Origin of the sequence: Xanthomonas sp. WHRI 6106 (assembly GCF_040202405.1) — a bacterium.
In the GTDB taxonomy this organism is placed as follows: Bacteria; Pseudomonadota; Gammaproteobacteria; order Xanthomonadales; family Xanthomonadaceae; genus Xanthomonas; species Xanthomonas cannabis.
In genome coordinates this window covers 86,295-99,193 of sequence record NZ_JBEGFC010000014.1, presented here as the reverse complement: position 1 = coordinate 99,193, position 12,899 = coordinate 86,295, and the positions used below count along the sequence as shown (strand labels likewise).

Sequence of the window (12,899 nt, the reverse complement as noted above, 5' to 3'; positions counted from 1 at the left end):
GCTTGATGCAACCCGGCAGGCAGTTGCCCAATGGCGCCTCACCAAGGCGACAGCGCACCGGCGCCATATGGATAAATCGTAGCGATTTTGCCATCGGCGTCGTGCTGCAGCGGTGCCATCTTGATACTGCGCAGGTGCGTCTGGCCGCCGGAGAGCACGCTGTCGTGATAGAACAAATACCACCGCTTTTCAAACAGGCAGATGGAGTGATGCGTGGTCCAGCCGACCACCGGTGCGAGCAGCACGCCTTGGTAGACGAACGGCCCATAGGGTGAATCGCTGGTGGCGTAGCAGATCCGGTGGGTGTCGCCGGTGGAATACGACAGGTAATACCGGCCGGCATGGCGATGGACCCAGGGGCCTTCGAAGAAGCGGCGGGCGTGGTCGTCGGCGCGAAGTGGGGCGCCGTGCTCGTCGAGGATGACGATCTTGCGGGTGGGCTCGGCCAGTTCGGTCATGCCCTCACTGAGACGCGCCACGCGTGGGCCGAGCGCGGGCGCGTCGCCGACCGGTTCCTGATGCGTATCTGCATAGACGTTGTTGCGGTAGTGCTGCAGTTGGCCGCCCCAGATGCCGCCGAAATACAGGTAATGCATGCCATCGTCGTCGGCGAACACGGCGGGGTCGATCGAGTAGGTGCCGGCGATGGGCTCGGCTTCGGCGACAAACGGGCCTTGCGGCTGGTCGCCTACCGCCACGCCGATCTGGAAAATGCCGTCGGCGCGCTTGGCCGGGAAATACAGGTAGGTCTTGCCGTTGCGTTGCGCGGCATCCGGTGCCCACATCTGGCGCTGTGCCCAAGGCACGTCGCGTACGTGCAGGACCTGCCCCAGGTCTTCCACAGGCGCATCCGGATGCGCCATGCGAAACACATGGTAGTCGGCCATGTCGAAATGCGAGCCGTCGTCGCTGAAGGCCACGCCGGCATCGATGTCGTGCGAGGGATAGATATACAACGCGCCGTCGAACACATGCGCAGACGGGTCGGCGGTATAGAGGTGGGTGACCAGCGGTGCGGAAATGGCGGTGCGCGTCAGCGCCTGCAATGCAGCGGCTTCCAGTTCATCGGACATGCGCGTACCTGTGCATGAGGTGGGAGAGAGAGATCATGGCGAAACGGATGGGGCGGCCTGGCGGCGCACGCCCAGCTCGTGTTCGATGCGGGTTTCCAGCGGTTTGTCGATTTCGTACAGCGCCAGCAGCGCGGTGCCGAGCAGGAACGGGAGGGAGGCATACACGCTGATGGCCAGACGAATGCCGTCAGTGACGGCCGCGCCCTGCTGCGGCAGTGCTGCGTCATAGCCGTAAAACGCCAGGATGCCGGCGACCAGCGCGCCGCCCACGCTCAGGCCGATCTTCAGGCCGCACAACATCGCCGAAAAGATGATCGCGGTGGCGCGGCGGTGGTTCTTCCACTCCGAGTAGTCGGCCACGTCGGCGATCATCGCCCACAGCAGCGGGATGGTGATGCCGTAGAAAAAGCCGTGCAGCACGTAGGAGGCGAATACCCAGCCAATCGCATCCGGCGGATACACGTAGAACGCCAGCAAAAACAGCGTGGAAATCAGCAGCGCGCCGCCGAAGACGTTGCGCTTGCCGTAGCGATCGGCCAGGCGCTTGGAAAACCCGATGCCCACGATCATCGCCAGGATGCCACCGGCACTGAACACGCTGAAGGCTGAGGTGGGCGCGTCCTGCGGCCACTGCAGTGCCGTCATGCCGGCACCGGTGAGCATGCTGTTGATGCCGCCAATGAAGCGATTGAAACCTGCGCTGTCGAGAAACTGCGCCAGCGCGCCGGCATCGAGGTAGTACTTGAAGTAGTAGATGTACATCCCGCCCTTCATGGCGAGATTGATGAACACCAGGATGGTGAGCGCCAGCATCACCAGCCAGGGTTTGTTGCGCACCAGGTCGGTCAGGTCCTGGCGCACGCTGCTGCGTTGTTCGGTGATCGGCAGCACGCGCTCGCGCGTGGTGAAAAAGGTGATCAGAAAGCACAGCGTGCCGACCGCGGCGAACAGCGCCATGGTGTTGCGAAAGCCTTGCGCCTTGTCGCCATTGCCCAGGATCAGCACCAGCGGCAGCAGCAACACCTGGATGATGAACTGCGCAAAGGTCACCGCCAGAAAGCGATACGCAGACAGGCTGTTGCGCTGCTCCATGCTGCCGGTGAGCACGCCGCTCAACGCCGAATACGGCAGGTTGTTGGCCACGTAGACCAGCATCAGCAAGGTGTAGGTGGCGAAGGCGTAGGTGATCTTGCCGTGCTCGCCGAGGTCGGGCGTGTTGAACGCCGCCAGCGACAATGCGCCGAAGGGCAGTGCCGTCCACAGGATCCACGGGCGGAACTTGCCCCAGCGGGTACGGGTGCGATCGGCCAGGATGCCGATGATGGGCGTGAACACGAACGCGCCGAGCAGGCCGACCACGAAGATCAACGTGGCCGCCGCGCTCGCCGGGATGCGGAACACATCGGTGTAGAAGAACGCCAGGAAGGTGACCAGCGTCTGGAAGATCAGATTGGCCGCCAGGTCGCCCAGGCTGTAGCCGATCTTTTCGCGCACGGAGAGCTGCTGTGACCGATCGTTCATGAGGTGGGGCGGGCTCGAAGAGTGCTGCGGAAAACGCCGCGGCGCGCGCCATGCCTGCTGCCGCAATCCAGCCGGATCGCGGCAACAGGCATGGCGGCTGAAGTGTCCAGCAAAACCGTGCGCGCCGTCGCCAGGGAGGAGGCGACGGCGCGCGCTGCGCGGAGCCTGCGGCAAGACCACGCGCGTGCGGTGGAGCGGCCGCACCGGCCCGGCACCCGCGTCGTCATGGCGATGCGCACGCTCAGAACGTACCGCGGATGCCGAGCATCACCGTACGCCCGGGCTCGTACAGATCGTAGGTGGCGTTGGGCCAGGCGTAGGTGGTGCGCAGCGGCTCGTCGGTGATGTTGGTGACGTTGAGGGTGATCTGCGGCTTGGAGGGCAGCCAGTCCAGCGCATAGCTGGCCGACAGATCCAGCTGGCCGCGTGCATCGGCGTTGAGGCGCGCGTACGGGATGCCGTTCTGATTGGCGCCGGAGATCACCATGTCGTCGTTCCAGGTGTAGGACAGGCGCACCGAGGCGGCGTTCTTTTCCCAGTACACGGTGCCGTTCCACAGGTTCGGCGCAACACCGACCGCCACTGCCGGGATGCCTTCGCCCTCAGAGGATTGGGTGACATGGGTGTAGTTCACGCTGAAGCCCATGCCATCGACCAGCTTGTCCAGCGGCTGCACCCAGATCGCCTCGGTGCCACGGATGTTGAGCACGCCGTCTGCGTTGACCTGGGTCTGCACATCGACCGTGGCAGCGCTCGGGCCACCGCGCTGGTCCAGGCCGGCCTGCTGGATCGGCAGCAGGCTCTCGTACGGCACACCGAGGTCGTTGAACGGAACGCGCCGCACGCCATTGACGGTGAAGCCGCTGATGCGCTTGTTGAACAGCGTGAGGCCCACATAGCCTTCGCCACCGGTGTACCACTCGCCGCCGAAATCCACATTGGTGGACAGATACGGTGCCAGGTTCGGATTGCCCTGCGTTGCGGTCTGTGCGGAGGGGTCGCTGAAGTTGGTGTTGGGCAACATCGCGCTTGGGTCCGGGCGGGTGAGCGTGCGCGAGCTGGACAGGCGTAGCACCACGTTGTCGGCCACATCCCAGGCTGCGTTGAACGAAGGCAGGGTTTCCTTGTAGTCCGAATCCAGCACCTGGATGCGGCGGATGCCGTTGATGGTGACCGGGCCGGTGATGGTCTGGTCGGTGGTGACATAACGCACGCCGGCGTTGATGCGCAGGGTGCGGTTCCACACCTCGGTCTCGGCGTTGGTCTCGATGTAGAACCCCAGGTTCTTCTCGCGGATGCCGCCGGCCGAGGCACCGGTGTTGGCGGAGTTGGTTTCCGGTGCGGAATCGCGCAGCGGGTAGTAGTTGGTGTCGCGCAGGAAGCGGTCGAAGTCGGCGGTGATGAAGCCATCCGGGCCGGGCGTCAGGTACGTGGCCAGCACCGAACTCGGCACCGCCGAGCCAGGCCCGCCATTGCAGACGTTGCCACCGCCGCCGCGGCACACCACCTGTTCCCAGGCCACGCTGTTGTCGAAGCCGCGAATGGTGCGCTCGGCCTGGTCGTAGGCGGCGCCGATCTTGATGTTGCGCTTGTCTTCGCCGAACTGCAGATCGGCGCGTGCGCCACGCGTTTCGGTCACGCGTTTTTCGTTCTGGATATTGACCCGGCCACCGCTCCAGCCCCAGCCCAGGTTGGGGTCGTTGAGATCCAGCGGGCTGCTGATCGAGGGGCGGTCGCCGCCCTGGTTGCGATAGTCCACGGTGGTGAACGGCGAGGTCACCAGGATGCTGGGCGATTCGCGGTCCAGCCAGCTGCGCGTGGCATTGGCCTGCACATTGAGCTTGATGTCCTGCTCGGCACCGAACAGCAGCTCTGCGCCGGGATTGACGCTCCAGAACTTGACGTTCTCGCGATACGGGCGTGCTTCCAGAAAGTACTGCGCATTGGCAAAGGTGGCGCTGGTGACCACGTTGTTCTGGTCCAGCTGCATGCCCAGCGGAATCATGTTGCCGTTGCGGCCGATCAGATTCATGCTGATGCGCTCGGTGGTGCGCTTGGCTTCGGAATACAGCGTATCCAGGTAGAAATGCAGGCTGTCGGAGGGGCGCCATTCCAGCGACATCACCGAGGCATCGCGGTCGCGATCGCCATCCATGTAGACCTGGCGGCCTAACCGCGGAATCAAGGCATCGCTGATCTGGTCGATGCTCAGGCCCGGGTTGCGTGCCAGCAGCCACGCCGCATCGATGGTTTCGCCGGTGGTGAGGCCGCTGCCGGCGGTGGCCGGCACGCGGTCTGGAATGCGCCAGTTGCCGCCGCCATTGACGTTGCAGGCGGCCGGTTGATTGGTGGCCGGCGTGCCCGCCGGCGGGGTGAGGCCGCACTGGGTGTAGGTCAGGCCGGGGTTGGTCCAGCCCACGCTCTCGAAGCCGCGCACGCCGAGCTTGCTGCGCACCGAAGCCACCCCGAACAATGCGCCGAGCGTGCCTGCCTCGTTGGTCCAGCTGCCCATGAAGGCGCCACGCGGGGTGGTCTTTTCGCTGGTGCTGTTCCAGTCGGCCTGCGCCTGGTAGGTGAAGTGCACACCGGGGCGATCGAACGGACGCGCGCTGCGCATGTCCACCACACCGGAGACGCCGCCTTCGAGCATGCTCGCGGTGGGCGTCTTGCTCACCGTGAGCTGGGTGAAGAATTCGGTGGGGAACAGGTTCAGATCGACTTCGCGATTCTGGTTCTGCGCGTTCAGGCCGATCGAGGCGGTGGCGATGCTGGAGCCGTTGAGCGTGGTCTTGGTGAAGCTGGTGCCCAGGCCACGGATGGCGATGTTGAGGCCTTCGCCGTTGACGTCGCGCGCCAGCTGCACACCGGGAATACGGTTGAGCGACTCGGCGATGTTCATGTCCGGAAATTTGCCGATGTCTTCGGCAAACACGGTATCGGCAAAGCCGACCGAATCGCGCTTGGCGTCGGTGGAAAACTGGATGCTGCGTCGGTAGCCGGAGACGGTGACGGTGTCGAGCTGGGTCACCGCGTCGTTGCTGCCTGCCGGGTCCGGCGGCGGTGGCGCGGCGGTGGCATCGGTGGATTGTGCCCAGGCGGCAGCGCTGGTCATGCCCAGCAGGATGGACCCCAACGCGCAGGACAACGCGGTATGTGCGTAGCTGTTCTTCACCGTAATCCCTTCCCTAACAGGTGAGCAGATGTCCCACGCATCGCCCCGGCGCAGGGAGTGCCGCTGCCTGGAATCGGCGCGGCGATGGTGCGGTGGGGAGACGGGCGATCAGTGGCGCTGGATGTTAGCGCTACCAAATTCAGAACATCACGCTGCAGGGCAGCATAGTTGCGGGGGCATGGCCGCAAGCAGCCCGCGCGAGCAACAAAGCCAGCACCCAGACGCATGCATACGGTGGCGCAGTGCTGCACTGCGCGATGGATTTATCGCAATGCCGTGGTAATGGTAGCGCTATCACCCGTGGCGCAAGGCCACCTTCGTGCAGGTGCAGTGGCCGATGAATCGAACCGAAGAACGCGGCAGCGATACGCCCGGCTGGCAGCTGGCTGGCTTACGCATGCACAACGCCCTGCACCCTGTGCAGGCCGCAGGCGGTCCGCTGCGGTGGTGCAGGCCACACGCATGAGCGAGCTGCCCACCGTTGCGCTTGTCACTGCGTCGGCACGGCTGGGCCGGGTGCGCTGGCGCGTGTGCGCCTTGCTGCTGGCGGCCACCACCATCAACTATGTGGATCGCCAGGTGCTGGGCGTGCTGGCGCCATTCTTGCAGACCCAGATCGGCTGGAACGAGATCCAGTACGGCTACATCGTCACCGCGTTCCAGGCTGCCTATGCGTTGGGGCTGTTGTGCAGCGGCGCGGTGATCGACCGTTTCGGCACGCGGCTCGGGTATGCGTTGGCGATCGGGGTGTGGAGCCTGGCAGCAATGGGCCATGCATTGGCGACCAGCGTGGTGGGCTTTGCGATTGCGCGGTTTTTCCTGGGGTTGGGGGAGTCGGGCAATTTTCCTGCTGCGCTCAAGACGGTGGCCGAATGGTTCCCCCGGCGCGAACGCGCGCTGGCCACCGGCATCTTCAATTCCGGCTCCAACATCGGTGCCATCGTTGCGCCATTGCTGGTGCCGGTGGTCGCCACCGCGTGGGGCTGGCAGGCGGCGTTCCTGTTCACCGGCGTGTTGAGTGCCACCTGGCTGGTGGTGTGGTGGCTCACCTATCACCCGCCCGAACAGCAGCCCGGCCTGTCGCCAGCGGAACTGGCGCATATCCGCAGCGATGTCCACGAGCCGGTGCAGGCACGGCTGTCGTGGTTGCAGGTGCTGCGGCATCGGCAGGCCTGGGCGTTCGTGCTGGGCAAGTTCATCACCGACCCGATCTGGTGGTTCTTCCTGTTCTGGCTGCCCAAGTTCCTGCATGCCGAATATGGTTTGAGCCTGCTGCAACTTGGCGCGCCATTGATCGTGATCTTCGTGCTGGCCGATATCGGCAGCATTGCCGGCGGCTGGGTGGCCGGGCGCTTCATCGCGCGCGGCTGGAGCGTCAACCGCGCGCGCAAGACCGCCATGCTGATCTGCGCGGTGTCAGTGGTGCCGATCGTGTTTGCCGCACGTGCCGACAACCTGTGGCTGGCGGTAGCGTTGATCGGCCTGGCAACCGCTGCGCACCAGGGCTGGTCGGCCAATCTGTTCACGCTGCCCTCGGACATGTTTCCGCGGCATGCGGTGGCCACCGTGGTGGGCATCGGCGGGTTTGCCGGCGCGGTGGGCGGCATGCTCATTGCCACCTTCATCGGCTTTTTGCTACAGGCGACCGGAAGTTATGTGCCGGTGTTCCTGATGGCAGGGTCGGCCTATCTGCTGGCGCTGGCAGTGGTGCACTCTCTGGTGCCGCGACTGGACCCGGCGCAGCTGCCGGCGACCACTGCCACGCCTTCTTCGTCCTGAGGAATCATCATGCATCTGCGCCCGTTCACCCTGGCCCTGTTGTTGGCGGCAAGCCTCGCACCGACCGCGCAGGCCGCGCCATTGGCGGCCGGTGCATCCAAGTTTCTGGGCAGCGCCTATAGCCCGCAACAGGCTGCGGGGTTTGCACAGTACTGGAACAAGCTCACTCCGGAGAACGGCGGTAAATGGGGCACGGTGGAAGCGGTGCGCAACCAGATGGACTGGAGTGCACTGGACACCGCGTACCGGTTCGCAAAGGCCAACGGCCTGCCATTCCAGATGCATGTGATGGTGTGGGGCAACCAGCAGCCGGAATGGATCAAGACCCTGCGCCCGGCCGAACAGCGGCGCGAGATCGAGCAGTGGTTTGCCGCCGTGGCGCAGCGCTACCCGGAGATCGATCTGCTGGAAGTGGTCAATGAGCCGCTCAACGACCCGCCAAGCAAGGCCGATACCGGCGGCGGCAATTATCTGCAGGCGCTCGGCGGCAATGGCGACAGCGGCTGGGAATGGGTGCTGCAGTCGTTCCGGCTTGCGCGCCAGCACTTCCCGCAGACCAGGCTGATGATCAATGACTACAGCATCACCAACAGCGCGCAGGCCACGCAGAAGTACCTGCACATCGTGCAGCTGCTGCAGCGCGAGCGCCTGGTGGATGCGATCGGCATCCAGGAGCACGCGTTCGAGACCACGCCCAACGTGGCGATGTCGGTGCACCGCGCCAATCTCGATGCGCTGGCCGCCACCGGCCTGCCGATCTATATCACCGAGTTCGATCTGGATGGACCCACCGATGCGCAGCAGCTGGCCGATTACCAGCGCGTGTTTCCGGTGTTCTGGGAGCACCCGGCGGTGCGCGGCATCACGTTGTGGGGATTTCGCCCCGGGCTGTGGCGCGACAAGGAGGCCGCGCATCTGGTGCGCGGCGACGGCAGTGAGCGGCCGGCCATGACCTGGCTGCGTGACTACGTGGCCGCCCATCCCGGCACGCCGGCGCCATGATGCGCTGCGCCGGTTGCCTTGCATGTTTTCCATTCTGCCTGGTGTCCTGATCCATGCCTGCTTCCTTGCCCCTCGCATTGCACGACGACCGCCTGTTGCCGGCCGACCCAGGCACGCGGGCGATCGCGCGCAGGCTGTACGCGCAGATCGCCAACCTGCCGATCATCAGCCCGCATGGCCACACCGACCCGGCGTGGTTCGCCGGCAATGCGCCGTTCGCCAACGCCACCGAGTTGCTGTTGGTGCCGGACCACTACGTGTTCCGCATGCTGTACAGCCAGGGCATCCGCCTGGATACGCTGGGCATTCCGCGTGCCGACGGCACGCGCGCGCCGGTGGATCCGCGCGCGGCGTGGCGCGTGTTTGCCGAGCACTACACGCTGCTGCGCGGCACCCCGTCGGCGCTATGGCTCAATCATGTGTTCCACAACGTCTTCGACCTGCGCATCCGGCTGGATGCCGGCACCGCCGATCATTACTACGACCACATCACCGCTGCGCTGCAGACGCCGGGCTTTCTTCCTCGCGCGCTGTTTACGCGCTTCAACATCGAGGTGATCGCCACCACCGAATCGCCGCTGGATTCGCTGCAGCACCATGCGGCCATTGCCGCCAGCGGCTGGCAGGGACGGGTGGTGACTGCGTATCGCCCGGACCCGGTGGTGGACCCGGAGCACGAACAGTTCACCGGCGCGCTGCAGCAGTTCGGCGCGCTCACCGGCGAGGACGTGCTGAGCTGGCCCGGCTACCTGCGTGCGCACCGGCAACGGCGTGCGTTCTTCGCCGCACACGGTGCCACCTCGACCGACCACGGGCACCCCAGCGCCGCCACTGCAGATCTGTCGCCTGCCGAGGCGCAGCGGCTATTCGACACGGTGGTGCGCGGTGCAGCCACGCCGGTGGAGGCCGAGTTGTTCCGCGCTCAGGTGCTGACCGAAATGGCGGCGATGAGCCTGGACGATGGCTTGGTGATGCAGCTGCACCCAGGCTGTTTTCGCAATCACAACCGGCAGTTGTTCGACACTTACGGGCGCGACAAGGGTGCCGACATCCCGATGCGCACCGACTACGTGCATGCGCTCAAGCCGCTGCTGGATCGCTACGGCAACGACCCGCGTCTGCGCCTGATCGTGTTCACGCTGGACGAAACCAGCTACAGCCGGGAGCTGGCGCCGCTGGCCGGCCATTACCCATCGCTGCTGCTCGGCCCGGCATGGTGGTTCCATGACGCGCCGGAAGGCATGTGGCGCTTTCGCGAGCAGACCCTTGCCAGCGCCGGGTTCTACAACACCGTGGGCTTCAATGACGACACCCGCGCCTTTTTGTCGATACCCGCGCGCCACGATGTGGCACGGCGCGTGGACAGTGCGTTCCTGGCCAAGCTGGTGGCCGAACATCGGCTGGAGGAAGACGAGGCAATGGAGGTGGCGATGGATCTTGCGTATCGGCTGCCCAAGCAGGCGTACAAGCTGTGAGGCAGCCGCTGCGTGGCCGGTGCGCGTGCGGCTGCAAGCGCATTGCGGCGGCACCGACGCGCGTTGCGGCACGCCGTGGCGCGCAACGGCAGCCGCCGGCGTCATGACAGTGGCACACCCTGCACCTGTAGCAGCGCGGCGCATCGCGGCCAGGTGGGCGTGCATTACAGGACGCGTGCTCGCCTGTGTCTGCCTGGCACTGCCCGCGCTCGGCGCACTCGCGCAGACCGGCGCCCCGCGCGAGCGGGTGTCGCTCAATGCGCAATGGCGCTTTCAGCGTGGCGACCCGCCAGGCAACCCGGTGGTGCTCGATTATGCGGCCCGCCCCCAGGTCACCGGCAGCGACGACGGCAAGGTGGCCGATGCGCGCCCGGATCAGGCGCAGCCGCTGCAATCCACCGCCAAGGATGTGCTCAGGCCATGGGTCCTGCCGACCGCCAATGCGCTGATCGCCGACCCGGCACAACGCCACCAACGCCCGCCCGGCCATCCGGGCAGCAACGTGGCCTATGTGAAAGCGCAGTTCGACGACAGTGCATGGCAGCTGGTGGACCTGCCGCACGATTGGGCGATTGCCGGGCCGTTTCTGGTCGATGGTCCGTACGGGGGTATGGGGCGGCTGCCGAGCTGGGGCATCGGCTGGTACCGCAAAACGCTGGATATTCCGGCCAGCGACCGCGGCCGCTCGCTGTTTCTCGATCTCGATGGCGCGATGGCGTACGCCACGGTCTGGTGCAATGGCCAGCTGGTGGGCGGCTGGCCGTATGGCTACAGCTCCTGGCGGGTGGATCTGACACCTTGCCTTGTCGCTGGGGGCCGCAACCAGCTGGCGATCCGGCTGGACAACCCGCCCGACTCGGCGCGCTGGTATCCCGGTGGCGGGCTGTATCGCAATGTGTGGCTGACCAGGACCGCGCCGCTGCATATCGCGCACTGGGGCACGCAGCTGACCACGCCGCAGGTGTCGGCCGCTGCAGCACAGGTGCAGCTGGCGGTGACGCTGGACAACGCCGCCCCCACCACCGCGCAGGCGCAGGTCAGCACCGCGATCTACGTGCTCGACGCAGCCAGCGGCACACGCACCGGCGAGGCGGTGGCGCACATCGCCGCGCTGCCGGTGGCGGTGCCTGCCGGCGGTCACGCGCGTGTGCAGGGCACCGCGCACATCGATGCGCCACGCCTATGGGGCCCACCGCCCACCCAGCAGCCGCATCGCTATGTGGCAGTGACCGAGGTGCGCCAGAACGGGCAGCTGGTGGATCGCTACGAGACGCCTTTCGGCATCCGCGCCATCGTCTTCGACGCCAACAAGGGACTCCTGGTCAACGGCGAACAGGTACCGATCCGCGGCGTGAACAATCACCATGATCTCGGCGCACTCGGTGCGGCATTCAACGTACGCGCCGCCGAGCGCCAACTGCAATTGCTGCAGCAGATGGGCGCCAATGCCATCCGCATGAGCCACAACCCGCCCGCGCCGGAGCTGCTGGAGCTCACCGACCGCATGGGCCTGCTGGTGGTGGATGAAGTGTTCGACAGCTGGGAAATGAAGAAGACCCCGCTGGATTTCCATCTGGTCTTTCCGCAATGGCACGAGCCGGATCTGCGCGCGATGCTGCGGCGCGACCGCAACCATCCGTCGGTGATGCTGTGGAGCGTGGGCAACGAGGTCGGCGAGCAATACACCGGCGAACAGGGCGCAGCGATTTCGCGCACGCTGCACGCCATCGTGCATGAGGAAGACCCCACGCGCCCGGCCACGGTGGCGATGAACTACGCCTCGCCCGAAATGCCGCTACCGGCGGCGCTGGATGTCATCAGCCTCAACTACCAGGGCGAAGGCATCCGCGATGCGCCCGAGTTCGAAGGCACCGAGCGCATTCGCAAGCCGCCGCAGTATCCGGCGTTTCATGCGCGGTTTCCGCACAAGGCCATCCTCAGTAGCGAGACCGCCTCGGCGCTGAGCAGCCGCGGCGTGTACCTGTTCCCGGTCACGCCGGACACCAGCGCACCGGTGCGCGATGGGCGCGGTGGCGATTCGGCCGTGCATCAGGTCAGCGCGTACGAGCTGCATGCGGTGGACTTCGGTTCCAGCGCCGACAAGGTGTTTGCCGCGCTGGACACGCACCCTTATGTCGCCGGCGAATTCGTCTGGACCGGCTTCGACTACCTGGGCGAGCCCACGCCGTACTACAGCTCGCGCAGCGCGTACTCCGGCATTTTCGATCTGGCCGGTTTTCCGAAGGACCGCTACTGGCTATACCAGGCGCGCTGGCGGCCGGAGGTGCCGATGGCGCATCTGTTGCCGCATTGGACCTGGCCCGGGCGCGAAGGCCAGGTCACACCGGTGCATGTGTTCACCTCCGGCGACGAGGCCGAGTTGTTCGTCAACGGCATCTCGCAGGGGCGCAAGCGCAAGGGCGCACTGCAGTACCGGTTGCGTTGGGACGAGGTGGTGTACCAGCCTGGCGAATTGCGCGTGCAGGCCTACAAGCACGGCAAGCCCTGGGCCGACGATCGCGTGCTGACGGCCGGGCCGGCGGCGCGCATGCAGGTGAGCCCGGACCGCAACCGCATCGACGGTGATGGCCGGGACCTGAGCTTTGTCACCGTGCGCTTGCTGGACCGCGACGGGCGGCCGGCGCCCACCGCCGGCGACCGCCTGCGGTTTCGCATCGAGGGTCCGGGCGAACTGGTGGCCACCGACAATGGCGATGCAACCAATCTGGAGTCGTTTGCCTCAGCGCAACGCAACGCTTTCAACGGGTTATGCCTGGCGATCGTGCGCGCCACGCCGGGCGGGCGCGGCACGATCACGCTGCATGTGGAATCGGAGCGCCTGGATGCTGCGCAAGCCCAGATCGTCGTGCAGTGAGG

At 65.9% G+C, this 12,899-nt stretch carries 7 protein-coding genes; 4 read left to right on the top strand and 3 right to left on the bottom strand.

Translation table 11 applies throughout. The features are described 5' to 3' along the window. Window positions 1-38: 38 nt before the first annotated feature. The 3 genes from ABQZ09_RS18140 to ABQZ09_RS18130 form a co-directional block, all read right to left on the bottom strand. On the bottom strand, window positions 39-1,073 hold the full coding sequence (locus ABQZ09_RS18140; protein ID WP_349777561.1) for a glycoside hydrolase family 43 protein: 1,035 nt from the start codon (window positions 1,071-1,073) through the stop codon (window positions 39-41). A gap of 33 nt (window positions 1,074-1,106) precedes the next feature. After that, on the bottom strand, window positions 1,107-2,594 hold the full coding sequence (locus tag ABQZ09_RS18135; protein ID WP_349777560.1) for an MFS transporter: 1,488 nt from the start codon (window positions 2,592-2,594) through the stop codon (window positions 1,107-1,109). A gap of 241 nt (window positions 2,595-2,835) precedes the next feature. Then, window positions 2,836-5,766 (bottom strand): TonB-dependent receptor, encoded by a 2,931-nt coding sequence (locus tag ABQZ09_RS18130; RefSeq protein ID WP_349777559.1) that lies wholly within the window; start codon window positions 5,764-5,766, stop codon window positions 2,836-2,838. Window positions 5,767-6,228: 462 nt separating this feature from the next. Here ABQZ09_RS18130 and ABQZ09_RS18125 point away from each other — a divergent pair, with 462 nt between their 5' ends. From ABQZ09_RS18125 to galB, 4 genes are all read left to right on the top strand, one after another. Next, the gene (locus tag ABQZ09_RS18125) at window positions 6,229-7,545 is read left to right on the top strand and encodes an MFS transporter (RefSeq protein WP_349777558.1); all 1,317 of its coding nucleotides are present in this window, start codon (window positions 6,229-6,231) and stop codon (window positions 7,543-7,545) included. A 9-nt stretch (window positions 7,546-7,554) separates the two neighbouring features. Beyond that, a complete protein-coding gene (locus tag ABQZ09_RS18120; RefSeq protein ID WP_349777557.1) occupies window positions 7,555-8,547 on the top strand; it encodes an endo-1,4-beta-xylanase in 993 nt (330 codons plus the stop codon). 53 nt (window positions 8,548-8,600) lie between these two features. Then, a complete protein-coding gene (gene uxaC, locus ABQZ09_RS18115) occupies window positions 8,601-10,022 on the top strand; it encodes a glucuronate isomerase (RefSeq protein WP_349777556.1) in 1,422 nt (473 codons plus the stop codon). A gap of 103 nt (window positions 10,023-10,125) precedes the next feature. Beyond that, on the top strand, window positions 10,126-12,897 hold the full coding sequence (gene galB / locus ABQZ09_RS18110; protein ID WP_503019424.1) for a beta-galactosidase GalB: 2,772 nt from the start codon (window positions 10,126-10,128) through the stop codon (window positions 12,895-12,897). Window positions 12,898-12,899: the final 2 nt, after the last annotated feature.